Source organism: Streptomyces sp. NPDC058470, from assembly GCF_042721055.1.
Lineage (GTDB): Bacteria > Actinomycetota > Actinomycetes > Streptomycetales > Streptomycetaceae > Streptomyces.
In genome coordinates this window covers 38,022-60,668 of record NZ_JBHXMF010000056.1, presented here as the reverse complement: position 1 = coordinate 60,668, position 22,647 = coordinate 38,022, and the positions used below count along the sequence as shown (strand labels likewise).

Sequence of the window (22,647 nt, the reverse complement as noted above, 5' to 3'; positions counted from 1 at the left end):
CGCCCCAATGGGTGGGTGGGAGATCGGGACGGCAACGCCTCAGACTCGAACGCCGGGACAGGCTAAAAATCTCCCGCCCGGCCGGGCTGAAAGTGCCGCCCCAATGGGTGGGTGGGAGATCGGGACGGCAACGCCTCAGACTCGAACGCCGAGCGGGCCGAAAGGTCCTCCCGGCCGAAGCTGAGAGTGCCCACCCCGGGAGTGGGTGCGGGATCGGGACGGCAAGGCCTCGGCCTCGAACGCAGGGTGGGCCGGAGACACCGGCCAGGTCAGCGTGGTTCTTCTCCCTGGGCGACCTCCACCTCGTGGTGGAAGGCCAGGACACCGCCGACCGAGGCTCCGGCGGAGACGGCGGCGCAGACGACCAGCAGTACGGCGATCCAATAGGCGGCGCGGGGGCGGCGTACAGGGGATACGAGGAGGGCGGCGACTCGCTGAGGGACGGGGCCCGTGGTCGCCGCCGGGGCGAAGCCGGGGCGGGGGGACTCGGCGGCACGTGTGGCGGCGAGGGCGGCGCGGGCGATGGCGCGCGCGGTCAGGCGGCGGTCCCCGACCGCGGCGGCCGCGGCCTCGTCGGCGACGCGTTCCGCGGCGAGCGCGACGGTCGCGCGGACCGGGCGCAGTCCCGGGTGGCAGTGGGCGGCGAGTTCGGCGGCGAGGAGGAAGCGGTGGTGACCGCCCGCGTTGTGGGCCCGTTCGTGGGCGAAGAGCGCCTCGCGTTCGTCGGCGCCGAGGCTGCGGAGCATCCCGGTGGTGACGACGATCCGGTTCGGGCGGCCCGGCAGCGCGTACGCGTCCGGGTGCGGGGAGTCGATGACGCACAGGTCGCCCGCGGTGGGGCGGCGGCCGGCCAGGGTGCGGGCGCTGCGGAAGGCACGCAGCTGGCGCAGCGCGGAGCGTACGAGGGTCCAGGCGCCGAGCGTGAGGACGCCGGTGGCGGCAGCGGCCGCCGGCAGGACGAAGAGGTCCGACGCGGTACGCAGCGGGTGGATCAGCTCACCCAGGCCCGCGAAGAGCGGCAGCTTGAGCAAGCCGGTCAGGACCAGCGCGCCGAGCGCCGCCACGGAGGCACCGGCGAGGACGAGGACCGCGAGGGTCAGCGCCCACAGCGCGACGGGGGGTGCCAGCCGGTCGAGACAGCGGCGGGCCAGCGGCGGCACCGCGAAGGGCACCAGCAGCGGGACGAGCAGCAGCAGAACGGTCACCGGTCACCTGATTCCGGGCGGTCCCCTTGCCCGAGGCCGACACCTGACACCGGCAGCCCCTCACCTTGCCCATGGCCGGACCCCGGCTCCGGCAGTCCCCCACCCCGCCCAAGGCCGGCACCTGGCTCCGGCAGTCCCTCACCCGTTTCCAGGCCGGCACCTGACACCAGCAGCCCCTCACCCGTTTCCAGCAGGTCGCGCAACAGGCGCTCGTCGTCGGGGCTGAGCTGGGCCACGAAGCGGGCCAGCGCCGTCTCTCGGTTCTCGTCGCGGTCGAGCTCGGTGTGCATCCGCCGGGCGGTGAGCCCGTGGGGGTCCTGGACGGGGAAGTACGCGTAGCCGCGGCCCTGGCGCTCGCGGCCGACGACGCCCTTCTCGTGCAGCCGGGACAGGATCGTCGTCACCGTGGTACGGGCGAGGCCGGAGGCCAGCTCCAGTTGTACGCGGCCCGGTGTGAGGGGTGCGTCGGCGGCCCAGAGGGCGGCCATGACGGTAGCCTCCAGCTCGCCCGCCGGACGGCGCTCGTCCTTGTCGCTGGTCATGGAACGATCCTCACCCCGCTATCGTCTACAGTTCAGTAGACCGTCTACAGCATTGTAGTCAATCGGGTGCGTCTCGGCCGTACCCGCTCGTCCAGTATGAGAGGGCACGCGACGATGGCGGCAACTTTGTTCGCAGCTTCACAGTTCGCGGGGTCACAGCTCGCAGGCTCACAGCTCGCGGTGAACGTTCTCAGCGCGCAGTCCCTGCTCGCCACCTTCGGTGTGCTGGGCGTCGGCGTGGTGATGTTCGCCGAGACGGGGCTGCTGATCGGCTTCTTCCTGCCCGGCGACTCCCTGCTGTTCACAGCGGGCCTGCTGTGCACCGGTTCGGGGCAGGGCGGCCTGAAGCTCTCACTCGCGCCGCTGCTGGCCGCCGCCGCGATCGGTGCGCTGGCCGGTTCGCAGACCGGCTTCCTGCTCGGGCGCAAGGCGGGCGGAGCACTGCTCGCCCGCAGCCGCTCGCCCCGGCTGCACGCGGGGGCACAGCGCGCCGAGGAGCTCCTTGAGCGCTACGGATACGCGAAGGCGATCGTGCTGGCCCGTTTCGTGCCGGTGGTGCGCACGGTACTGAACCCGGTGGCGGGCGCGTTGAACGTGCCGGCCCGGACCTTCACCCTGTGGCAGGTCGTCGGCGGCCTGCTCTGGACCCTCGGCCTCACGCTCGGCGGATACGCGCTGGGCTCGTCGATCCCGAACGTCGACCGCTATCTGCTCCCGATCATCGCGGTGATCATCGTCGTGTCCCTGCTGCCGCTCGGAGCCGAGCTGTACCGCTCCCGCCGGGCCGCCACCGCGGAGAAGGGCGCCCAGGGATGATCCTCGCGTTCGACGGCTCCTCGATCGACGGCTCCGCCTACAGATACGTGGTGGACCTGGCCCAGGACTCCCCCGGGTGGCTGGACAGCCTGGTGTCCGCGTGGTCGACGTACGGGCTCGGGCTGTTCGCGGTCCTCATGGTGCTGGGCTGGTGGCGGGCGCGGCGGGTGAGCGCGCGGGCCTCGCTGAGCGCGCTCGCGGTGCCGGTGATCGTCGTCGTGGCATACGGGGTGAACTCCCTGTTCAAGATGGCGGTTCGCGAGGACCGGCCATGTCAGAGCCTGCATGTCCCGACACTGGAGGCGTGTCCGGCACCGGGTGACTGGTCGTTTCCCAGCAATCACGCGGTCATCGCCGCGGCGGCGGCCGTCGCGCTGCTCCAGGTGTCCCGTCGCCTCGGCACCGTCGCGGTTCTGGCCGCCTGCGCGATGGCCGCCTCCCGCGTCTGGGTCGGCCTGCACTATCCGCACGACGTCGTCGCCGGTGTCCTGGTCGGCACGCTGGTCGCGACGCTGCTGACGGTGGCGCTGCGAAGGATCCCGGACTCGTTCGCGGGGCGGCTGACGGCCACGCCGCTCGGGGCGCTCCTTGTCGCGCCGCACCTCGTAGAGGTCACTTCGTACGAGAGCGGGTGACGGGGACCATGCGGCACCGGATTCTGCTCGTCGAGGACGATCACGCCCTGCGTGACGTCCTGCGGCGCGGGCTGCGCGACGAGGGCTTCGACACCGTGCCCGCGCAGGACGGCGCGACCGCGCTGCGGCTGGCCGGGGACGACATCGACGCGGCCGTACTCGACGTGGGCCTGCCGGACGCGGACGGGCGGGACGTGTGCCAGGCGATCAGGGCCAATGGATTCCTTTCCCCCGTCATCTTCCTGACGGCCCATCACCACCTCACGGACCGACTGGCCGGCTTCTCGGCCGGGGGTGACGACTATCTGCCCAAGCCGTTCCATCTGACGGAACTGGCCGCCCGCCTGCGGTCGGCACTCAAACGCGCGGGGCCCCGCCCAGCGGCAACGGCCGGAGACCTGGTCCTGGATCCGGTCGGACACACCCTCACCGTCCGCGGCTCCCAAGTCGCCCTGACTCCAACGGAGTTCAGGCTGTTGGCGGCACTCATGGCGGCGTCGGGGGGCGTCGTGCGCAGGCGCGAGCTGCTCAGGGCGGGCTGGCCCGAGGGAGCCCAGGTCAGCGAGAACACGCTCGACCAGTATCTGACCCGGCTGCGGCGCAAGCTCCGTGACGGCGACAGCGAGGTGACCGTCACCACGGCGCGCGGCATCGGCCACCGGCTGTCATGAGGACGTTCGCCTCGCGGCTGCCACCGCCTCACATGAAGAGGATCGCGTCGCGTCTCAGGAAGAGGATCGCGTCACGCCTGCCACCACCTCTCAGGAAGTCGCCCACCTCCCGCCTGCCACCGCCTGCCGTCAAGGCGTCGGCCTCCCGCAGGCCACCATCCGCCGTCAAGGCGTTCGCCTCCCGCTGCTGCCCGCGCACCCTGCGCGGCCGGCTCTCCCTGGTCGCGCTCACTACCGCCACCCTCCTGATGGTGATCCTCACCGTCGCGTTCAACGCCGTCGTACGGCAGCACCTCCAGCACCAGGCGGACGACGTGCTGCGCACGCGGGCCGCCGCCGTAGCCGCGACGGTCGACACCCGGGGCTCCCAGGTGCGCATCCTGGAGACACCCGGCGAGGAACTCCTCGACACGAACGTATGGATCTACGCGGCCGACCGGCTTCTGGAAAAGCCTCCTTCCACCAGCGCCACCGGCACGCTGACGCGGGCGGCCACACGACTCGCCGCGCCCGGGGGCCCGCAGTGCGTCACCGCCGGCAGCGAGGGCACGGTCCGGATGTGCTCGCGGGCGGTGCCCGGCGACAAGGGCGCCGCGACGGTCGTCACGGCGCTGGACCTCTCCCCCTACCGCAGTTCGGCCGACACCCTGCTCCTGGCGTCGCTCGCACTCGACGCCGCCATGCTGGCGTGCACCTACGCGCTGACGCGGCTGGCGGTGGGACGCGCGCTGCGTCCCGTGCGTACCATGACCGACGACGCCACCCGGTGGAGTGCCGTCGCCTCCGAGGAACGCTTCGGGAGCATCGCCCGTCCCACCGAACTGGCCCAGCTGGGCGGGTCGTTGGACGCCCTCCTGAACCGTATCCGCGCGCTGTTGCGGCATGAGCGGCAGCTCACCCGGGAGTTGTCGCACGAGCTGCGCAACCCGCTCGCCCAGATCATCGCCGAGCTGGACTGGTGGCAGGCACTCCCCCGCTCCGCCGCCGACACCACGGCCACCCACGCGGCCATCGCCGACGCCGCCCGGTCCATGCGCACGATCTGCGACACCCTCCTCGACGAGGCCCGCGACAGCGCGTCAACCGCACCCGGCACGGCGGTCGTCCTGCCTGTACTGCACCGCCTCACGCACCGCCTCGGTCCCGCACAAGACGTCATCGTCGTCGTCACCGTCCCGGACGCCGGACTGTCGGCCGGGGTGCCGGACGCCCTCCTGGAACGGATCACCAGCCCCCTGCTCGACAACGCCCTGCGGTACGCGCACACCCGGGTCGAGATCCGGGCCGCCGCGCACACCCACGGCATACGTGTCGAGGTCAGCGACGCCGGCCCCGGCGTACCGCCGTCGTTCGCGGCGCGGCTCTTCCAGCCCGGCCGCCGGGCCGATCCCGGCGACGGACACGGCGGAGCGGGCCTCGGCCTGCCGCTCGCGCGACGCCTGGCCCGCTCCGCCGGCGGCGAGGTGCGCCACGACGAACGGCACACCCCTGGCGCGAAGTTCGTGGTCAGCCTCCCTGCGGGGTGAGCCGGTCGGGCCCGGCGACGTCCTTCCGGGTCACCGACAGGAACACCACCAGGCCGAGGATGACGGCCAGGAAGAGCACGCTCGTGATCACGGTGCCCAGGCCCAGGCCGCCGTCCGCGGTCGGCTGCGACAGATAGTCGCCCATCGAGGCTCCGAGCGGCCGGGTGAGGACGTAGGCGATCCAGAAGCTCCACACCGCGTTCAGGCCGAATGCGAAGTGGACGAGCGCGACCGCGGCGATCGCGAGGCCGAACAGGAGGGCGGACACCCAGTAGCCGAGGGCCATCCGCTCGGCGACCAGGTCACCGGCGGCGGTGCCCAGCGCGAAGGTGAACAGCACCGCCAGCCAGTAGAACGACTCGCGGCGCGGGGTGTCGATGCTGTGGATCGACAGGGTCCGCTCGCTGCGGTACCAGGCGACGAAGACGACGGCGAGGGCCACGGCAAAGACGGTCGTACTGGTCGTCAGCGGCACCCCCAGGTTGTCGGTGAGGTTGTCGCTGATCAGCGTGCCGACGACGCTGATCAGGGCCACGGCCGACCAGTAGACGCCGGGCCGGTAGGCCTTGGTGCGGAACTGGACGACGAGAACCACCGCGAGCAGCGCACTCATCAGCAGCGATACGCCTGTCAGACCGAGGCCCAGTTTCTCGTTCAGGAGGTCCGCCGCGGTCTCGCCGACCGTGGTGCACAGCACCTTGATGATCCAGAAGTACGCGGTGACTTCGGGAACCTTGTTCCAGCGGAGGCGGTGTCGGGCGGTGCCGGTACCGGCACCGCCGTGGACCGCGGACGTCTCGGAAGCCGATGTCTCAGAGGTCTCGGATGTCATGAGGCCCGACCGTGCCAGCCGGATCCTGAACGCATCCTGACTACCGTGCGGCCTCACCCGAAACAGCCCCCGCGTCCTGGCGGACCGGGACGAGCAGCGTGAACGTCGTAGGGTCGCCGCTCGCCAGGAACAGCCTGCCGCCCAGGGAAACGGCCAGGTCACGGGCGAGGGCGAGGCCGATGCCCGTACCGCCGGCGCCGCCGCCGGTGTGCCCGCGGGCGAAGAGGCGGCCGGGTTCGGTGCGCAGGCCGCCCTCGTCGGTGACGTCGAAGGCGAGGGCGTCGTCGAGGTCCCGGACGGTGACGCGGACCCCGCCATGTCCGTGCGTCCGGGCGTTGTCGAGCAGGACGCCGAGGATCTCGGCGACGGGTCCGCCCGGGACGCGTACGTCGGCCGGGGCGTCCTGGGAGCCGCAGTCCAGCCGTCGGCCGTCCTGGGCGAAGAGCCCGTGCCACCGTTCGTCGGTCTCGTCGAGCAGCTGTGCCACCAGGCGGTCCGGTGCGACTCGGTGCGGCAGACCGGGTGAGCCCGCCAGGCGCAGCACCTCCTCCACGGTGTGGTGCAGCCGACGGGTGGCGGCGAGGGCCTCCTCCAGCACGGGCCGCAGTCTGGCGTCGTCCTGGGCGAGCCCCGTCTCCAGGGTGAGGTGGAGGCCGGTCAGCGGGGTGCGCAGCTGGTGGGAGGCGTTGGCGGTGAAGTCCCGTTCGTGCCGCAGGAGTTCGGAGAGGCTGTGCAGCATGTCGTTGTGCGTGCGGGCGACCTGGTCGATCTCGGCGATGGCGCTGGGCTCGGCCCTGGCGGTCAGGTCGCCGTCGGTGACGGCCCGGGAGTGCCGGGAGAGCGCCTCCAGCGGGGCCGCGAGCGCACGTGCCTGACGCCGGGCGACGAGCACGGCGACCGTGAGGGCGAGCACCGCCGCACCGAGCAGGGCGGCCCAGCCGAGCAGGACACGGTCACGGACCACCGACACGGCCGACGAGGCCCTTACGACGCCGATGACCTGCTCGTTGTGCGAGACGGGTACGGCGACGACGAGCTCGCCGGCCGTCTGGTCCCGGGCGATGACGGCGCCGAGCGCCTCACTGACCGCGGCGTCGCCGCTACGGGGGCCGGTGCCCGCCCGGAGGATCAGCTTCGGGTCGTACAGGCCGAGGCGTTCGCCCGGCCCCGGCGACGGCAGCTCCACCGGGTCGCCGGTCGCGTAGTCCGGATTCACGCGTACGGCAGCGGCGAGCGCCGCCCGTTCAAGGGTGTCCCGCTGGTCGGCGTACAGGGTGGACCTGATGGCGAGGGCCAGGGGGATCGCGAGGAGGACCAGCGCGACCAGCACCGCGGTGAGCGCAACCCGCACGACACGCTGTCTCATGCCCTCATCATGCGGGCCGCCCACCGGGCCGGGCGAAGCCCGCCACGCGCTTTTGCCGTCGTCTAACCCTCGCCGTGCGGGGCGTTAACCCGTCGCTTCCTAGCGTCGGTGCCATGACCACGTCCGGTCGCTCGGCAGGCTTACCCAGGAGGGCAGTGGCTATGGCCATGACACGCGTACGAACCATCGGTGTCGTCGGACTCGTACTCGCGGCGGCGGTGACCGCGGGGTGTTCCTCGTCCGGCGCCGCTTCCTCGGGTGGATCCAGCAGCGCCGCCGCAGCACCCACCGAGTCCAATCCACCCGGTGACATCCCCGACAACCAGGCGTACGTCGCCTACCAGCCGTCCGGCGGCGGCTTCACGGTGAAGGTGCCGGAGGGCTGGGCCCGTAGCACCCAGGGCGGCACCGCGGTCTTCACCGACAAGCTGAACCGCGTCGAGGTCTCCGCCGTGTCCGCGTCCTCGGCGCCCACCACCGCGTCCGTCACCGGCACGGTCGTTCCTCGGCTCACCAGCCAGGTACCGAAGTTCAGCGGAGCCAAGGTGTCGCAGGTGACCCGGAACGGCGGGAGTGCCGTCCTGTTGAAGTACCAGGGCGACTCGGCTCCGGACCCGGTCACCGGCAAGGTCGTGCGCGACGCGTTCGAGCGCTACGCGTTCTACCGGCAGGGACACGAGGTGGACGTCACCCTGTCCGGGCCGGTGAACGCCGACAACGTGGACCCCTGGCGCATCGTCAGCGACTCCTTCACTTGGAAGTGAGGTGAGCGCCATGTCAGACGTCGTGCGGGAAGCCGCCCTGAAGTCCGAAGCAGGACTCAGCGCGCGGGAGTTGTACCGCTTCTTCCGGGCCGGCGAGGAGGAGACGCTCGCCCTGCGCGGGGTGTCCCTGCGGGTGCGGCCCGGTGAGACGGTCGCTGTCGTGGGGCCGTCGGGGGCGGGCAAGTCGACGCTTCTGTCGTGCCTCGCCGGCCTCGACGAGCCCTCGGGCGGAGAGGTCCGCGTCGGGGCCGTACGGGTCAGTCATCGGCCCGAGACCGAGCGCGCCCGGCTGCGGGCCCGCCACATCGGCGTACTTCTCCAGACCCGCAATCTCGTCGCGCATCTCAATGTGCGCGACAACGTGCGGCTCGCACACAGTGCCGTACGGGGCCGACCCGCGGTGTCGGCAGAGGACCTGCTGGAGCAGGTGGGGCTCGCCGGGCGGGCGCACGCACTGCCCCGCCAACTATCCGGCGGGGAGCTGGCGCGGGCCGGCCTGGCCGTCGCTCTCGCCAACTCCCCCGGGGTCCTGCTCGCGGACGAACCCACGGGCGAACTCGACGGCGACACCGAGCGCCTGATCCTGCGGATGCTGCGCGACCGTGCCGCTCTGGGCTGCGCGGTGCTGATCGTGACACACAGCGCGGAGGCCGTACGGATCGCCGACCGGGTGATCGCCCTGGACGACGGGAGGGCACACGATGTCTCCGCATGAGACCGCGCCCGCCGACGACGTACTCGTCGCCTGCGACGACGCCGCCCTGACCTTCGGGCGCGGCGCGAACGCCGTGGTCGCCGTGCACGGCGCGACCCTGCGGGTGCGCGCCGGCGACCGGCTGGCCGTCGTCGGACCCTCGGGTTCGGGGAAGTCCTCGCTGCTGCATCTGCTGGCCGGCCTCGAACGCCCCACGAGCGGCACCGTCACCTGGCCCGCCCTGCACGCCGGTCCCGGCGACATCGGGCTCGTCTTCCAGGGCGACAGCCTGATCCCCGCCCTGGACGTCGTCGAGAACACCGCGCTGCCGCTGGTGCTCGCGGGAATGCCGGACGACCGCGCCCGCCAGGAGGCCATCGCGGCCCTCGCCCTGGTGAACGCCGCCGAGCTGGCCGAGCGGCTGCCCGAGGAGATCTCCGGCGGTCAGGCGCAACGCGTCGCCGCCGCCCGCGTGCTGGCCCAGGCCCCCCGCCTGATCCTGGCCGACGAACCCACCGGCCGGCTCGACCACACCACCGGAGGGCACGTCCTGGACGCGCTGCTGACGGCGGCCGACCGGACGGGCGCGGCCCTCGTCGTCACGACGCACGACCCGGCCGTCGCCGCCCGCCTCACCACCCGGCTGACCATGCGAGACGGCCGGTTGACCACCCGGCAGAAGGCCGAGGAGACGCCATGAAAACCGCAGGGGCCTTCACCGCCCTCCTCAGCAGTCGACGGACCATCCCAGACGGCCGATTGAACACCACCCAGCAGGCCGAGGAGACGTCATGACAGGCCTCATGAAAACCGCATGGGCCATCGCCGCCCGCCTCACCGCCCAACAGACCGTGCCAGAAGGCTGGTTGACCACCCGACAGAAGGCCGAGGGGACGTCATGAACACCACGTGGGCCGGCGGCCTCGCCCGCCACCGCTCCGGGCGACTGCTGGCCGCCGTGGCCGGGATCGCCCTGGCCGTCGCCCTCATCGCCTCGCTCGGTTCGTTCCTCACCGCGTCGAAGGCGACCATGACCCAGCGCGCCGTCGGCTCGGTCGCCGTCGACTGGCAGGTCGAGGTGCAGCCGGGTGCCGACGCGGGGGCGACCCTGTCCCTGGTTCAGCACACGCCCGGCGTACAGGCCGCCGTCCCGGTCGGTTTCGCCCACAGCAGCGCGTTCACGGCGAAGGCGCAGGGCACGACGCAGACGACCGGGCCCGGCATGGTGCTCGGTCTCCCGGCCGACTACCAGAAGCTCTTCCCGGGTGAGATCCGGCCGCTCACCGGCTCCTCCAGCGGCGTACTGCTCGCCCAGCAGACCGCCTCCAACCTGCACGCGGCCCCCGGCGACACCATCGGCATCCAGCTCCCCGGCTCCGGCGTACGCCAGGTCCGAGTGGCCGGGGTCGTGGACCTCCCGCAGGCCGACTCGCTGTTCCAGAAGGTCGGCGCGCCGAGCCAGTCCCAGCCCGCCGCACCGCCCGACAACGTGGTCCTCCTCCCGTCCACCGAATTCACCTCCCTGACGGCCAACACCCCGGTCACCACCCAGATCCACACCACCAGTGACGCCAAGCTGCCCGCCGACCCCGCCTCCGCCTTCAACACCGTGACGCGCGCCGCCCACAACCTGGAGGCCCGCTCCTCGGGCGGCGTGATCGTCGGGAACAACCTCGGCGCCGCCCTCGACGCCGCCCGCCAGGACGCCGCCTACGCTCAGATCCTCTTCCTCTTCCTCGGTGTCCCGGGCGCGATCCTCGCCGCCGCGCTGACCGCCGCGGTCGCCGCCGCCGGTGGTGAACGGCGCCGCCAGGAGCAGTCCCTGCTGCGGCTGCGCGGGCTGCGGCCGAGGCGGATCGCCTCCCTGTCGGGCCTGGAAGCCGGGCTGGTGGGGGTCACCGGCGGTCTCGCCGGACTCGGCATCGCCGCGCTGACAGGTCGTGTCGCCTTCGGATCGGCGTCGTTCGGGACGAGCGCCGGGGCGTGGGCCTTCTGGTACGCCCTCGCCTTCCTGCTCGGCGCCGCCGTGGCCGCGGGCGCCGTCCTGGTCCCCGCCCTGCGCGACCTGCGCGGGGTGACGGTCGCCGACACCCGCAGGCCGGAGCGGCGTACGGGCTCGGTGTGGTGGATGCGGTACGGGCTCGACCTCGCCCTGCTGATCGCCTCCTGGCTGGTGTTCCGGGCCTCGTCCGGCAACCAGTACGCCCTTGTCCTCGCCCCCGAAGGGGTGCCGAGCATCTCGGTGTCGTACTGGGCGTTCCTCGGGCCCGCGCTGCTGTGGGTCGGCTCCGCCCTGCTGCTGTGGCGGCTCACACTCCTCGCCCTCACCCACGGGCGCGGGGTGCTGGCCCGGCTGTCGCGTCCACTGACGTCGAATCTCGCGGGAACGACGGCCGCGGTGCTCTCCCGGCGCCGGCGTCCGCTGGCCCGTTCGGTGGTCCTGCTGGCACTCGCGGTGTCCTTCGCGGTGTCGACGGCGACCTTCAACGCGACGTACAAACAGCAGGCCGAGGTCGACGCGCGCCTCACCAACGGCGCCGACGTCACGGTGACCGAGCCCCCCGGGGCGCAGACGCCGCCCAGCGCCGCGGCCTCCCTCAAGGTCCCCGGCGTGCGCCATGTCGAGCCGCTTCAGCACCGGTTCGCCTACGTCGGCTCCGACCTTCAGGACCTGTACGGCGTGAATCCGGGCACCATCGCCTCTGCCACCTCGCTCCAGGACGCGTACTTCTCCGGCGGCACCGCCGCCTCGCTCATGGACAAGCTCGCGAAGCAGCCCGACGCGCTGCTGGTCAGCGCGGAGACCGTCACCGACTTCCAGCTCTCGCCCGGTGACACCGTCAGGCTGCGCATCCAGGACGCTCACACCAAGGCACTGCGCACGGTGACGTTCCACTACGCCGGGATCGCCAAGGAGTTCCCTACCGCGCCGAAGGACAGCTTCTTCGTCGCCAACGCCTCATACGTGGCCAGGGCAACCGGCAGCGACGCGGTCGGCGCGTTCCTCGTGGACACCGGCGGCACCCACCAGAAGCAGGTCGCGGCGCAGCTCGGCAAGCAGCTCGGCACCAGTGCGACCGTCACCGACCTCACTCAGACCCGGGGCGCGGTCGGTACCAGCCTGACCTCCGTGGACCTGGCCGGACTCACCCGGATCGAGCTGGCCTTCGCGGTGCTGCTCGCGGCCGGGGCGGGCGGTCTGGTCCTCGCGCTCGGCCTCGCGGAACGACGGCGGACCTTCGCCATCGCCACCGTCCTTGGCGCCAGGGCCGGCCAACTGCGCGGCATGGTCCTCACCGAGGCGCTCCTGCTGGCGGGCGGCGGTCTCGCCGGTGGCGCGCTGATGGGCTGGGGCCTCTCGGAGATGCTGGTCAAGGTGCTGACGGGCGTGTTCGACCCCCCGCCGACCACGCTGTCCGTCCCCGGCACCTATCTGGTCCTCACCGGCTGCGCCGCCGGGGCGGCCGTACTGGCGGCGGCCCTGAACGGGGTACGCCGAGCCACCCGACCCGCCGTAGAGGAACTCCGAGATCTGTGAACACCCGGTCCGGCTCTACGCTGCCCACCATGAGCACGCCCGCCGCACCGGACCCCAGTCGATACAGTCGCGCCCGCGTTCTCGTCGTGGAGGACGACGACACCATCGGCCGACATCTCGAAACCGGACTGCGCGGCAACGGCTACGGGCCCACGTGGAGCCGGACCGGCGCGGGCGCCCTCGCGGAGGCCGCGCGGTCCTCGTACGACGTGCTGCTCCTCGATCTCGGTCTGCCCGACATGGACGGACTCGACGTGGCCCGCACGCTGCGCGCCCGCTTCCCCGACCTGCTGATCCTCATCCTAACCGCCCGCACGGACGACATCGACGTCATCGCCGGGCTCGACGCGGGGGCGGACGACTACCTGGTCAAACCGTTCAGCCTGACCGTGCTGCTCGCCCGGCTGCGGGCCCATCTGCGGAGGCGGGCCATTGCCGCGCCGCCTCAGGAGCCGATCCGGCTGGACGATCTCGTCGTCGACATCACGGCGCGTCGCTGCACGCTCGACGGCCGTGAAGTCGACCTGCGGCCCAAGGAGTTCGAGCTGCTCGCCGTGCTCGCCCGGCACGCGGGCGAGGCCGTGTCCCGCGAGACGTTGATGGCGGAGGTCTGGGACGAGAACTGGTTCGGTTCGACGAAGACGCTCGATGTCACCATGGCGGGGCTGCGCCGCCGCCTCACGGGCGCCGCGTCCGAGCCGTCCCGCGTTCCCCTGATCACGACACTTCGAGGGCACGGTTACCGTCTCGAACTCGCTTAGCCCGAGCGGCAGTTCACACCACCCGCCGCCGTACCAGCACCCCCAGCGCCAGCAGCCCGGGCAGCAGCGGCAGCCACACGGTCAGGAGCCGGTAGCCGAGGACGACGGATGCCGCCGCGGCTGCCGGTGCTCCGGCGAGGGTGAGGGCCAGGGCGAGGGCGGCGTCCAGGGAGCCGAGGCCGCCGGGCGTGGGAAGCAGGACCGCGGCGCTGCTCGCGACGAGGTAGGCGAGGGCGACCTGGGCCGGGGGCAGCGGCAGATCGAGGGCCTGGGTCACCGCGATCACCACGGCCGCGTGCAGCGAGGCGAAGGCGAGCGACCCACCCCACAACGCGGCCGCCCGGGCGGGGAGTTCGTGCACGGCGCGGACATCCGCCAGCACGGCCCGCAGGGCCCGCCGCAGCGGTCCCTTCAGGAGCAGCACGACGATACCGACCACGGCGACCGCCACCATCACCGCGGTCGCGGGGACATGCGGAGGGTGCAGGACACCCGGACAGGCCAGCGCGAGTACGGCGATCAGGAAGCCTCGTACGACAGTCCCCGCGGTTGCCTTCACCGCGAGCGCGGTCGCGGACCGGGCGACCGGCAGCCCGCACCGGGTCAGGAAGCGCAGGTTGACCGCGCCCGCCCCCAGACCCGCGGGCAGTACGTGGTTGGCCGCGGACGCCGCGAACTGCACCGCCACCAGCCTGCGGGCCGGCAACGGCCGGGCCACCGCGCCCTGTTGGGCGAGCGCCGAGCACGCCCAGGTCGCCACGGTGGCGGCGGTCGCCACCAGCAGCCAGCCTCGGTCGGCGACGGCCAGCCGGGCGCCTCCGGCCTCGATCACCGGCCAGTGACGCCGCGCGAGATACACCGCGCATCCCATCACGAGCAGCGAGATCCCGGCCTGCCAGGAGGCCCGCCTGCGGACGGCGGTCGAGGTCGGTGGAGCGGCCGGCGGAGCGGTCATGTCGCCGGGCCTCCCGGTGCACCGGGCGCGACGTGGAGGCGCAGGTCACCGATGGTGTGCGAAGGCCAGGTACGGGCGTACGCGGGCGGACTTCCGCCGAGGGTGGTGAGCACGGCGAAGGGCTCGCTCCGGGCGGCCCGCACGATGTCCGCCCCGGTGGTGTTGGCGTTGGGTCCGCTCGTCGCGACGGAGGAGCAGCCGGCGTAGAAGGCGATCGGGGGGGCCTGGTACCCGGTCAGGCGGCACGGCGGCCGTACGCCGAGCCGGTGCAGTTCCGTCGCGGTGCGGGCCCAGTCCTGATGGGCGGTGGTGGTGCGGTGCACGGTCCTCTCCAGCACCACGTACTGCACCGCCAGATGCCCGGCGAGGCCGAGCGCCACCAGGACCACGGCAAGCGGCCGCCATGCCCGGCGCGGGGCGGTTACCAGGTGGACGAGCGCGTCGGCGACCGGGATGGCGAGGAGCGCGTAGACGGGCAGCAGGAAGCGCGGAGCGGCGTACCCGATCATGAAGAGGTACGGGAAGGCGGCCGTCGCGGCGCAGGCCAGGAGCAGCAGCGTGCTCGCCGTGCGCCGGGCCCTGGCCGCGAACACGAGGCCGAGGGCGGCGAGCAGCGGCAGGGCGAACCACCACGCCGTCACGGCGGCGCTCGGCGTCGGCACGCTGCACGGGCGGCACAGGGTGCGCCCGCCCAGGCTGCGCAACTGGTCACCGACGGCGATTTTCCAGCCCAGGCCGCCCTGGATCCGCGATCCGTCGGAAAGCCGCTGCACCAGGCCGCCGTAGCTGACGTACGCCTCGACGACCCACTCCGCCGCCCCGGCCACCAGGCCCGCGGCGAGTGCCACCAGCAGTCGCGGCCGGCGCCAACGGCGGACACACACGACGAGGGCGAGCAGCGGGAGGGTCACCCAGACCGCGTCGGTGGGGCGCATCCACGCCATCAGTGCCGCACTCAGGCCCACTCCCCACAGCGCCGCCCGGTCGGAGCGGTCGGCCTGGGCGCGCAGGAAGCAGCCGGCACAGGCCAGGGCGCCGATCGCGACCCAGTAGTTGGGCATGGCCTGCGGTCCGTAGAACACCGTCACCCAGAGCGTGGCGAACAGCGCGCCCGCAAGGGCCAGTACGTGCGTCGGGAACAGCTTCCGCCAGACGCGCAGTGCGAGGAACAGGCCGAGTCCGGAGAGCAGCGCCAGCCAGACGCGCAGGAGTTCCGTGGATGACGACCAGGAGGTGATCGGCGCCACGAGCAGGGAGATGCCGCGGGCCCGCGGCGCGCTGAAGAAGGCGGCGGGCGCGTGCGCGCTCACCTGGCTGACGTACACCGTCTCGTCCCAGCCGAGGCCCATTCCAGGGCGTACGAGGAGCAGCTGGGTCACGGTGAAGGCAGCCGCCACCAGTGCGAGCCATAGCTCGGAGGAGCGTCGGGACATGCCGGCAGCCGGGGGCGGGCCGGGGCGCGGGGCGCCGACAAGCGCCGCGTTCAACGTCTTGGCCATCGTCCACCCTTCACCCCTACAGACCGTAGGGCCTCCTCACCCTACAACCCGTAGGGTAAAGGCGAAAACCGGGGCAACACGACGAAAGCCCGGAAATCTATAACACGGTTAAATAGTAGGAAACATGGATAAATTACCTCGCTCCGCTCCGGAGCGCAGAGTGGGTGCGGCATCCGAAGGCGCGGCAGGAAGCCGCCCCCTTCACCACTCCCCTACGCGCTGTAAGGTGGCCGACATGGCTGGCACAGGCCCCCACAGCAGGGCGGAACGGCGCGGCGCCGGCGAGCTGGAGAGCGAAGTCCTCGCCGCTCTCTGGGCCACCGACGACACTATGACGCCCGCCGAGATCCAGGCCGAGATCTCCGGCGGCCTCGCCTACAACACCGTGCACACCATCCTCAAGCGCCTGTACGACAAGGGTCTGGTCCTGCGTGACATGGACGGGCGGCGCGGCGCGTACCGGCCCGCCAAGAACGCCGCCGAGCTGACCGCCGAGGCCATGCACGAGGCGCTCGACCGCGGGCCCGACTCCATCGCGGTGCTCCAGCAGTTCGTGACCGGGCTGAGCCCCAGGGAGGAAACGGCCCTGCGCGAGCTCCTCGGGGGGAGCGGGCCGTGAGGCTCGTCGGGAAGTACGGGCCTGAGGCCATGAGGATCGACGTCTACGTCCCGCTGATGCTGCCGCTGCTGCCGGCGGTCGTCGCCCCACAGGTCGGCGCGCGCGTTTCTCCGGCGTACGCCGCCCGGGTGCCGACCATCGCCCCGCGTTGACCGCGGGCCGCCTCCGCCTGAGCCCTGAGCCTCGCTCGTCGCCACCCTGGTCAACCAGACCGCAGGGGTGGATGGCCGCGGAGGCAGGCGAGGAGGGTCGGCGCCGCTGCCCGAACCTGTCCCCGAGGCGGTCGCGCTCTGCGCGGTCGCGGTCCTCGGCCTGATCGCCTTCCGGCTTATCCGCGCCGTGTGCGTGCCTTCCGCGACGCGACGTGTCCTGAACCGGCTCCGCGAAGGCCACCCTCCCGACAGCGAGCTCGTCGCCGCCGCGTCCTCGACCCCGCAGGCCTCCGCCACCCCTGGCAGGCCGGCCGGATCCTGGTCACCTCGGCGATACTCGGCGCACTGGAACCGGCGGAGCGCCGTGTCCTGCCGGCCCACGAGCGTGCCCGTCTCGCCCATCGCCACTCGGCTCTGGCGACCGCCGTCGCCCTGGCCGCCGCCGCCAACCCGCTCCTCACACCGGTGCGCAGCACGGTCACCTCCCTGCTGGAGCGCTGGGCCGACGAGGAAGCGGCTGATGCCGTCGGCGACCGCCGCACCACCGCACGGGCGCCGGCTCGTGCCATCCTGGTCGCCCGGCGCACCCGGCCGGGTGGTGCCCCGCACTCCTCCGAGCACGCCGTCACCCGCCGGATCACCGCCCTCCAGGCCGCACCGCCTCCCGAGCTGTGGCCGATCGGCGCGGCCGTCCTCGCCCTGGACTCCCTGCCGGCCCTCGGCGCGGCCGACGCCACCGTGGACCCGCTGCGGCTGCCGGGTTGGTAGTCGGATGGGTCAGTCGACGGGCTGGCGGGCGGGCTGCCGGGCAGGGTCGGAGAGCCCGGCATCCCCGGGGTGGCGAAGACCGTCCGCCGGGAGGCGCAGCCCCGCCGTCCACTTCTCCTCGATCCGGCCCACCTTCCACACCACAAGGGCGATGACCCAGGTGGCGAAGAAGAGGCCGACGATGACGAAGCCGATGACGTTCAGGTCGAGGTCGCCGACCCAGTCCCAGAAGGCTCCGCGCAGCTGCAGCCGCTCCGCGAGCAGGCCGAGGAGTTCGACCGTGCCGATGATCAGGGCGACGGCGACGGACAGTCCGGTGATGGTGAGGTTGTAGTAGACCTTGCGCACCGGCTTGGAGAAGGCCCACCCGTACGCGAAGTTCATGAACGAACCGTCGATCGTGTCCAGCAGGGACATGCCCGCCGCGAACAGGACGGGCAGGCACAGGATCGCGTACCAGGGCAGCCCGGACGCCGCGCCCGATCCCGCGAGGACCAGCAGGGCGACCTCGGTGGCCGTGTCGAAGCCGAGGCCGAAGAGCAGGCCCACCGGGTACATCTGCCAGGGCTTGGTGACCGACTTCATGACGCGGCCGAGCAGGCGGTTCATGAGCCCGCGGTTGTTCAGCTGTTCTTCCAGGGCCGCCTCGTCGAAGTGGCCGGAGCGCATCTGCCGGAAGACCTTCCAGATCCCGGCGAGGATGACGAGGTTGATGGCGGCGATGACGTACAGGAAGGTCCCGGAGACCGTCGTGCCGATCAGCCCGGTGACGTCGTGCAGGCTCGAGTCGTCATCGCGCACCGGTCCGGCCAGCGTCCGAACGCCCAGGGAGAGCAGGAAGGCCAGCCCGAAGACGATGCTGGAGTGGCCGAGCGAGAACCAGAAACCGACCGACAGCGGCCGCTGCCCCTCGCTCATCAGCTTGCGGGTGGTGTTGTCGATGGCCGCGATGTGATCGGCGTCGAAGGCGTGCCGCATGCCCAGCGTGTACGCGGTCACGCCGATCCCGACGCCGAACGATTTCGCGCCGATGCTGTAGTGCTCCGGCGCGACGACGGCGATGAGCGTGAACCAGCCGATCACGTGCAGCGCGAGAATGAACGCGCCCATCCCGCCGAGCCGGCCCCATTCCTGCCGCGTGAGCGACGTACGACGCATGGTGGGGTCCTTCTTCTTTCGGGGCGGGCGGTGCGCCTCTCACCCTCATGCTCAGCTTTCCCACCTGCAATCTATTCGCAGTAAAGCTTGGACCAGCACTTGTCCAGCCGGAGCCGCTGCTCAGGTGGCCGACCGAACGGCTGTACGGGTGATTACGCGGCGGGTTTCTCCCAGATCGAGACATGCCGGCCGCTCTCGCCGGTGAACGGTTCCCGGGTCCATCCGTCCCACCGCTCGGACAGGCGCAGCCCGGCGAGCTGAGCCATCAGGTCGAGTTCCGCCGGCCACACGTAACGGAAGGGAATCGAGTGGTACTCGCCTCGCCCGTCGACGACCTCGACGTAGTTCGAGCTCATCTCCTGAGTGGCGACGTCGTAGGCGTCGAACGCCCATCGCGTCGGGCTGACGTGGAACGGCACGACGGTCTGCCCCGCCGGGAGCTTCCGCAGGTCGGGGATCATGACCTCGATGACGAATCGGCCGCCGGGTTCGAGGTGGGCCGCGACGTTGCGGAAGCAGTCCACCTGCGCCGCCTGTGTCGTCAGGTTCATGATCGTGTTGAAGACGAGATAGGCGACGGAGAACGTCCCGTCCACCTTCGTCGTCGCGAAGTCGCCGATGGTCACTCCGATCGCGTCGCCGCCGGGCTTGGCGCGCAGCCGCTCGACCATCGCCCGCGACAGGTCGATGCCGTGGACCGGGACTCCCCTGCCTGCCAGGGGCAGCGCGATACGCCCCGTCCCGATGCCCAGTTCCAAGGCCCGGCCGTCGCCGGCGAGCTCTGCCAGTACGTCGACCGCCGCCTTCACGACGCCCGTTTCGAACTCGCCCGCCTCCGCCTCGTCGTAGGTCGCCGCGACACTCTCTCCGAAGTACCCATCCGCATCAGTCACCGCAGGACCGTACTTCGGAGGGCGTGTTCAACACCCGCCATTTTTCCGCGGCCCGTCACCTCCCGGCCAGGACGGTCAGCGGATCTGCTCCGCGAACGCCTTGTACGCCCGCTCGTCGAAGAGGACGAACCTGACCTCTTCGACCGCCGCCTCCGTGTCCCTCACCGTCTCCACGGCGATGTGGGCGGCCTCCTCCATCGGCCATCTGAAGACGCCGGTCGAGATGGCCGGAAACGCGACGGTCCGCGCGCTCAGCTCGTCTGCCACCCGGAGGGACTCCCGGTAGCAGGAAGCGAGGAGCGAACTGTCGCTGCCGGGGCCCTGCCACACCGGGCCGACGGTGTGGATCACCCACTGCGCGTCCAGCTCACCGGCTGTGGTGGCGACTGCTCGTCCGGTGACCAGGCCCTTGCCGTAGTGGGAGGCGCGGAGCTTGCGGCACTCGGCGAGGATGGCGGGACCGCCCCGGCGGTGGATCGCCCCGTCGACGCCGCCCCCGCCGAGCAGCGAGGAGTTCGCCGCGTTGACGACGGCGTCGACGCTCTGCCGGGTGATGTCGCCCTGCACCAGCGTGATCGTGGTCATGCCCTTCTCGGCCTCCTCCATGTCATGCCTGTCTCAGCCTCTTCCATGTCATGCCTGTCTCAGCCCCTTCCATGTCATGCCTGTCTCAGCCTCTTCCATACCGCCTTCGCCGCGTTGTGCCCCGACATGCCGTGGACGCCGGGGCCCGGCGGGGTGGCCGAGGAGCAGATGAAGACGGCCGGGTGGGGGGTGCTGTACGGGAAGAGGGAGAGCTTGGGACGCAGGAGGAGCTGGAGCCCGGAGGCGGCGCCGGAGGCGATGTCGCCGCCCACGTAGTTCGCGTTACGGGCGGCCAGTTCGGGCGGGCCCGCCGTCGCGCGGGCGAGGACACGGTCGCGGAAGCCCGGCGCGAACCGCTCCAGCTGGCGCTCGATCGCGTCCGTGAGGTCTCCGGTCCAGCCGTTCGGGACATGCCCGTACGCCCAGAACACCTGCTTGCCCTCGGGTGCCCGGGAGGGGTCGACAACACTGGGCTGCACGGTGATCAGGAACGGTGCGTCGGGCGCCCGGCCCTCGCGCGAGGCCGCCCGCAGTGCGCTGCCGATCTCCGCGCGGCTCGCCCCGACCTGCACGGTCCCGGCGGTGCGCGCCTCCTTCGCCGTCCACGGCACGGGGCCGTCGAGCGCGTAGTCGATCTTGAAGACGCCCGCTCCGTACCGGTACCGCTCGTAGTAGCGGCCGAAGCCCGCGATCCGGGACAGCGCGGTGGGTGAGGTGTCGAAGACGTAGGCGCGCGCGGGCGGCAGGTCGTCGAGGCGCTTGACCTCGTAGTCGGTGTGGACGCTGCCGCCGAGGTCCTTGAGGTACGCGGTGAGCGCGTCGGAGATGGACTGGGAGCCGCCCCGGGCCACGGGCCAGCCGCGGGCGTGCGCGGCGAGGGCGAAGACCAGGCCCACGGCGCCGGTCGCGAACCCGTCGAGCGGGGCGACGACATGGGCGACGAGTCCGGCGAACAGTGCCTTGGCCCGCTCGTCACGGAAGCGGCGCATCAGCCAGGTCGAGGGCGGCAGTCCGGCGAGGCCGAAGCGGGCGAGGGTGACCGGGTCGCGGGGCAGCGCGGTCAGGGGCAGCGACATGAAGTCGTGGGCCAGCGTGTCCCACTTGGGGAGGAAGGGGGTGACCAGGCGCCGGTACGCACCGGCGTCGCGCGGCCCGAACGAGGCGGCCGTCTCCGCCACCGACCGCGAGAGCACCGCCGCCGTGCCGTCCGGGAACGGGTGCGCCATGGGAAACTCCGCGTGCAGCCACTCCAGGCCGTACCGCTCCAGGGGCATCGCCCTGAAAGCCGGGGAATTGATGCCCAGCGGATGCGCCGCCGAACACGGGTCGTGCCGGAATCCGGGCAGCGTCAGCTCTTCGGTGCGGGCTCCGCCGCCCACGGTGTCCCGCGCCTCGAACACGGCCACGGAGAAGCCCCGGCGGGCCAGCTCCACGGCAGCCGTCAGTCCGTTCGGCCCCGCACCCACCACGACCACATCGAGCATCGACGGCACCTTCGGACTCCTTTGTCAGCCGATGGCAACTGGGATCAGGATATGCCGGGGGGCTGACAGCCTTGGCGGCGCGGGCGATTGCGGGAGGGGGAAGCTGATGGAAGACAGCTGTCTTCGGCACTCAGGCTCCGTGGCCGCCCCGAGCATTCAGGTTCCAGCCGCCCCGGCCCTCAGCCCCCGGCCGTCAGCAGCGCGACCACCCTGCGGGCCGTCGCCTCGTCCCTGGCCGCCGTGAACGGCAGCGTGTTTCCCCCGGTGATACGGAACGGCTCGCCCGCGAGCGTCAGGTGGACGCCGCCCGCCTCCTCGACCAGCAGCAGGCCCGCCGCGTGGTCCCAGGCGGCCTCCCAGGAGAAGGCCGTGGCGTCCAACTCCCCGCGGGCCACGGCCAGATACTCCAGGCCCGCCGAGCCGCACGGGCGGGTCACGACACCCTCGGCGCGCAGCGCGAGCAGGGCGCGCTTCTGCTCGTCCGTGGTGTAGTCCGGGTGCGAGGTGGCGATGTCGAGGTCGCGGCCGGGCAGGGGTGAACCCGCCCGCAGGGGCGCACCGTCGAGGAAGGCGCCCCGGCCACGTATCGCGGTGGCGAACTCGTCGCGCGCGGGAGCGAACGTCCAGGACGCGTGCACGACGCCGTCCAGCGCGAGGGCGACCAGCATGCAGAATCCGGGGTCGCCGTGCACGAACTGCCGTGTCCCGTCGACCGGGTCGACGATCCAGACCGGCGCGGAGCCGCGTACCGCCTCGTAGGTCGTCGGGTTGGCGTGCACCGCCTCCTCGCCGACCACGACCGAGCCGGGCAGCAGCGCGGTGAGGGTCTCGGCGAGGTACTCCTCGGCCAGGCGGTCGGCGTCCGTCACCAGATCGTGCGGGCCGCTCTTCTGGTCGATCTCGTGCGCGGCGAGCTGTCGGAAGCGCGGCATGACCTCGGCGGCGGCCGCCTGCCGGACCACTTCTTCGACGTCGGAGGTGCGGTGGGTGAGAAACTCGTCGATGGTTTCGATGTCTACGATCATGTCTCCATGACAGCACGCGCCTCTGACAATCCTCACCGGGCCGGTGCACTCCGGGTGGAATGCCCATGAATTCCCGGACCCCATGGCTACGCAGAGTGCACGCAGACCTCGCATACCGCGACCACCCGGCGCACCTGATGACACTGAGCACGTCGAGTA

General features: G+C 72.1%; 23 protein-coding genes and 1 pseudogene. 12 read left to right on the top strand and 12 right to left on the bottom strand.

Annotation, left to right across the window (positions count from 1 at the left end; translation table 11 throughout):
- Positions 1 to 269: 269 nt before the first annotated feature.
- Positions 270 to 1,205 carry a M48 family metalloprotease gene (locus ACFWP7_RS33105; RefSeq protein ID WP_384389106.1) on the bottom strand — a complete coding sequence of 312 codons (936 nt, stop codon included), beginning with the start codon at positions 1,203 to 1,205 and terminating at the stop codon, positions 270 to 272.
- Positions 1,206 to 1,381: 176 nt separating this feature from the next.
- A pseudogene (locus ACFWP7_RS33100) lies at positions 1,382 to 1,747 on the bottom strand (BlaI/MecI/CopY family transcriptional regulator); the annotation flags it as partial.
- 114 nt (positions 1,748 to 1,861) lie between these two features.
- On the opposite strand from ACFWP7_RS33100, the gene ACFWP7_RS33095 reads away from it, so the two are divergent.
- The 3 genes from ACFWP7_RS33095 to ACFWP7_RS33085 are packed head-to-tail and all read left to right on the top strand — an operon-like array spanning position 1,862 to position 3,869.
- Entirely contained in the window at positions 1,862 to 2,563 is a 702-nt protein-coding gene (locus ACFWP7_RS33095) for a DedA family protein (protein WP_384389103.1), read from the top strand.
- Positions 2,560 to 3,198, top strand: coding sequence for a phosphatase PAP2 family protein (locus ACFWP7_RS33090; RefSeq protein ID WP_384389100.1), 639 nt, complete (start codon positions 2,560 to 2,562; stop codon positions 3,196 to 3,198). The genes ACFWP7_RS33095 and ACFWP7_RS33090 overlap by 4 nt, the downstream gene beginning before the upstream one ends.
- 8 nt (positions 3,199 to 3,206) lie before the next feature.
- Positions 3,207 to 3,869, top strand: a complete 663-nt coding sequence (locus ACFWP7_RS33085) for a response regulator transcription factor (protein WP_384389098.1) — start codon at positions 3,207 to 3,209, stop codon at positions 3,867 to 3,869.
- A gap of 28 nt (positions 3,870 to 3,897) precedes the next feature.
- On the opposite strand, the gene ACFWP7_RS33080 is transcribed toward ACFWP7_RS33085, so the two are convergent.
- On the bottom strand, positions 3,898 to 4,101 hold the full coding sequence (locus ACFWP7_RS33080; RefSeq protein WP_384389095.1) for a hypothetical protein: 204 nt from the start codon (positions 4,099 to 4,101) through the stop codon (positions 3,898 to 3,900).
- Positions 4,102 to 4,117: 16 nt separating this feature from the next.
- Between ACFWP7_RS33080 and ACFWP7_RS33075 the strand changes: the two genes are divergently transcribed.
- Positions 4,118 to 5,395: a sensor histidine kinase gene (locus tag ACFWP7_RS33075; RefSeq protein WP_384389093.1), complete on the top strand. Its 1,278-nt coding sequence runs from the start codon at positions 4,118 to 4,120 to the stop codon at positions 5,393 to 5,395.
- Here ACFWP7_RS33075 and ACFWP7_RS33070 read toward each other — a convergent pair.
- A complete protein-coding gene (locus tag ACFWP7_RS33070; protein ID WP_384389090.1) occupies positions 5,376 to 6,227 on the bottom strand; it encodes a hypothetical protein in 852 nt (283 codons plus the stop codon). The genes ACFWP7_RS33075 and ACFWP7_RS33070 overlap by 20 nt on opposite strands.
- A gap of 40 nt (positions 6,228 to 6,267) precedes the next feature.
- Positions 6,268 to 7,593: an ATP-binding protein gene (locus ACFWP7_RS33065; protein ID WP_384389087.1), complete on the bottom strand. Its 1,326-nt coding sequence runs from the start codon at positions 7,591 to 7,593 to the stop codon at positions 6,268 to 6,270.
- A 161-nt stretch (positions 7,594 to 7,754) separates the two neighbouring features.
- Between ACFWP7_RS33065 and ACFWP7_RS33060 the strand changes: the two genes are divergently transcribed.
- The 5 genes from ACFWP7_RS33060 (at position 7,755) to ACFWP7_RS33040 (ending at position 13,350) form a co-directional block, all read left to right on the top strand.
- On the top strand, positions 7,755 to 8,357 hold the full coding sequence (locus ACFWP7_RS33060) for a hypothetical protein (protein WP_384389084.1): 603 nt from the start codon (positions 7,755 to 7,757) through the stop codon (positions 8,355 to 8,357).
- A gap of 10 nt (positions 8,358 to 8,367) precedes the next feature.
- Positions 8,368 to 9,072 (top strand): ABC transporter ATP-binding protein, encoded by a 705-nt coding sequence (locus tag ACFWP7_RS33055; RefSeq protein WP_384389081.1) that lies wholly within the window; start codon positions 8,368 to 8,370, stop codon positions 9,070 to 9,072.
- On the top strand, positions 9,059 to 9,751 hold the full coding sequence (locus ACFWP7_RS33050; protein WP_384389078.1) for an ABC transporter ATP-binding protein: 693 nt from the start codon (positions 9,059 to 9,061) through the stop codon (positions 9,749 to 9,751). Before ACFWP7_RS33055 ends, ACFWP7_RS33050 begins: the two co-directional genes overlap by 14 nt.
- A 198-nt stretch (positions 9,752 to 9,949) precedes the next feature.
- The gene (locus tag ACFWP7_RS33045) at positions 9,950 to 12,589 is read left to right on the top strand and encodes an FtsX-like permease family protein (RefSeq protein WP_384389075.1); all 2,640 of its coding nucleotides are present in this window, start codon (positions 9,950 to 9,952) and stop codon (positions 12,587 to 12,589) included.
- Between the two features lie 29 nt (positions 12,590 to 12,618).
- On the top strand, positions 12,619 to 13,350 hold the full coding sequence (locus tag ACFWP7_RS33040) for a response regulator transcription factor (RefSeq protein ID WP_384389072.1): 732 nt from the start codon (positions 12,619 to 12,621) through the stop codon (positions 13,348 to 13,350).
- 13 nt (positions 13,351 to 13,363) lie between these two features.
- Here the strand turns inward: ACFWP7_RS33040 and ACFWP7_RS33035 are convergent, their stop codons facing one another.
- Positions 13,364 to 14,305, bottom strand: a complete 942-nt coding sequence (locus ACFWP7_RS33035; RefSeq protein WP_384389069.1) for a YbhN family protein — start codon at positions 14,303 to 14,305, stop codon at positions 13,364 to 13,366.
- Entirely contained in the window at positions 14,302 to 15,804 is a 1,503-nt protein-coding gene (locus ACFWP7_RS33030; protein ID WP_384389066.1) for a hypothetical protein, read from the bottom strand. Before ACFWP7_RS33030 ends, ACFWP7_RS33035 begins: the two co-directional genes overlap by 4 nt.
- A gap of 235 nt (positions 15,805 to 16,039) precedes the next feature.
- On the opposite strand from ACFWP7_RS33030, the gene ACFWP7_RS33025 reads away from it, so the two are divergent.
- From ACFWP7_RS33025 to ACFWP7_RS33015, 3 genes are all read left to right on the top strand, one after another.
- Entirely contained in the window at positions 16,040 to 16,423 is a 384-nt protein-coding gene (locus ACFWP7_RS33025; protein WP_384389063.1) for a BlaI/MecI/CopY family transcriptional regulator, read from the top strand.
- Positions 16,420 to 16,575 (top strand): hypothetical protein, encoded by a 156-nt coding sequence (locus ACFWP7_RS33020; protein WP_384389061.1) that lies wholly within the window; start codon positions 16,420 to 16,422, stop codon positions 16,573 to 16,575. The genes ACFWP7_RS33025 and ACFWP7_RS33020 overlap by 4 nt, the downstream gene beginning before the upstream one ends.
- 189 nt (positions 16,576 to 16,764) lie before the next feature.
- Positions 16,765 to 17,343 carry a hypothetical protein gene (locus ACFWP7_RS33015; protein WP_384389058.1) on the top strand — a complete coding sequence of 193 codons (579 nt, stop codon included), beginning with the start codon at positions 16,765 to 16,767 and terminating at the stop codon, positions 17,341 to 17,343.
- Between the two features lie 9 nt (positions 17,344 to 17,352).
- Here the strand turns inward: ACFWP7_RS33015 and ACFWP7_RS33010 are convergent, their stop codons facing one another.
- The 5 genes from ACFWP7_RS33010 to ACFWP7_RS32990 all read right to left on the bottom strand — a co-directional run bounded on the left by ACFWP7_RS33010 (position 17,353) and on the right by ACFWP7_RS32990 (position 22,488).
- Positions 17,353 to 18,501 (bottom strand): HoxN/HupN/NixA family nickel/cobalt transporter, encoded by a 1,149-nt coding sequence (locus ACFWP7_RS33010; protein ID WP_384389055.1) that lies wholly within the window; start codon positions 18,499 to 18,501, stop codon positions 17,353 to 17,355.
- 152 nt (positions 18,502 to 18,653) lie between these two features.
- Complete coding sequence (locus tag ACFWP7_RS33005) at positions 18,654 to 19,394, bottom strand: class I SAM-dependent DNA methyltransferase (RefSeq protein WP_384389052.1); 741 nt, start codon at positions 19,392 to 19,394, stop codon at positions 18,654 to 18,656.
- 75 nt (positions 19,395 to 19,469) lie between these two features.
- The gene (locus ACFWP7_RS33000) at positions 19,470 to 19,979 is read right to left on the bottom strand and encodes an O-acetyl-ADP-ribose deacetylase (protein ID WP_384389049.1); all 510 of its coding nucleotides are present in this window, start codon (positions 19,977 to 19,979) and stop codon (positions 19,470 to 19,472) included.
- 74 nt (positions 19,980 to 20,053) lie between these two features.
- Complete coding sequence (locus ACFWP7_RS32995) at positions 20,054 to 21,463, bottom strand: phytoene desaturase family protein (protein WP_384389112.1); 1,410 nt, start codon at positions 21,461 to 21,463, stop codon at positions 20,054 to 20,056.
- Positions 21,464 to 21,642: 179 nt separating this feature from the next.
- The gene (locus ACFWP7_RS32990; RefSeq protein ID WP_384389046.1) at positions 21,643 to 22,488 is read right to left on the bottom strand and encodes an inositol monophosphatase family protein; all 846 of its coding nucleotides are present in this window, start codon (positions 22,486 to 22,488) and stop codon (positions 21,643 to 21,645) included.
- Positions 22,489 to 22,647: the final 159 nt, after the last annotated feature.

What these genes read in the sequence shown, in the direction of transcription:
- ACFWP7_RS33035 (WP_384389069.1), bottom strand. Translation starts at nt 14,305, where the DNA reads ATGACCGCTCCGCCGGCCGCTCCACCGACCTCGACCGCCGTCCGCAGG.
- ACFWP7_RS33010 (WP_384389055.1), bottom strand. Translation starts at nt 18,501, where the DNA reads ATGCGTCGTACGTCGCTCACGCGGCAGGAATGGGGCCGGCTCGGCGGG.
- ACFWP7_RS33095 (WP_384389103.1), top strand. Translation starts at nt 1,862, where the DNA reads ATGGCGGCAACTTTGTTCGCAGCTTCACAGTTCGCGGGGTCACAGCTC.
- ACFWP7_RS33000 (WP_384389049.1), bottom strand. Translation starts at nt 19,979, where the DNA reads ATGACCACGATCACGCTGGTGCAGGGCGACATCACCCGGCAGAGCGTC.
- ACFWP7_RS33040 (WP_384389072.1), top strand. Translation starts at nt 12,619, where the DNA reads ATGAGCACGCCCGCCGCACCGGACCCCAGTCGATACAGTCGCGCCCGC.
- ACFWP7_RS33085 (WP_384389098.1), top strand. Translation starts at nt 3,207, where the DNA reads ATGCGGCACCGGATTCTGCTCGTCGAGGACGATCACGCCCTGCGTGAC.
- ACFWP7_RS33090 (WP_384389100.1), top strand. Translation starts at nt 2,560, where the DNA reads ATGATCCTCGCGTTCGACGGCTCCTCGATCGACGGCTCCGCCTACAGA.
- ACFWP7_RS33030 (WP_384389066.1), bottom strand. Translation starts at nt 15,804, where the DNA reads ATGGCCAAGACGTTGAACGCGGCGCTTGTCGGCGCCCCGCGCCCCGGC.
- ACFWP7_RS32990 (WP_384389046.1), bottom strand. Translation starts at nt 22,488, where the DNA reads ATGATCGTAGACATCGAAACCATCGACGAGTTTCTCACCCACCGCACC.
- ACFWP7_RS33055 (WP_384389081.1), top strand. Translation starts at nt 8,368, where the DNA reads ATGTCAGACGTCGTGCGGGAAGCCGCCCTGAAGTCCGAAGCAGGACTC.
- ACFWP7_RS33025 (WP_384389063.1), top strand. Translation starts at nt 16,040, where the DNA reads ATGGCTGGCACAGGCCCCCACAGCAGGGCGGAACGGCGCGGCGCCGGC.
- ACFWP7_RS32995 (WP_384389112.1), bottom strand. Translation starts at nt 21,463, where the DNA reads ATGCTCGATGTGGTCGTGGTGGGTGCGGGGCCGAACGGACTGACGGCT.
- ACFWP7_RS33060 (WP_384389084.1), top strand. Translation starts at nt 7,755, where the DNA reads ATGGCCATGACACGCGTACGAACCATCGGTGTCGTCGGACTCGTACTC.
- ACFWP7_RS33070 (WP_384389090.1), bottom strand. Translation starts at nt 6,227, where the DNA reads ATGACATCCGAGACCTCTGAGACATCGGCTTCCGAGACGTCCGCGGTC.
- ACFWP7_RS33050 (WP_384389078.1), top strand. Translation starts at nt 9,059, where the DNA reads ATGTCTCCGCATGAGACCGCGCCCGCCGACGACGTACTCGTCGCCTGC.
- ACFWP7_RS33075 (WP_384389093.1), top strand. Translation starts at nt 4,118, where the DNA reads ATGGTGATCCTCACCGTCGCGTTCAACGCCGTCGTACGGCAGCACCTC.
- ACFWP7_RS33045 (WP_384389075.1), top strand. Translation starts at nt 9,950, where the DNA reads ATGAACACCACGTGGGCCGGCGGCCTCGCCCGCCACCGCTCCGGGCGA.
- ACFWP7_RS33065 (WP_384389087.1), bottom strand. Translation starts at nt 7,593, where the DNA reads ATGAGACAGCGTGTCGTGCGGGTTGCGCTCACCGCGGTGCTGGTCGCG.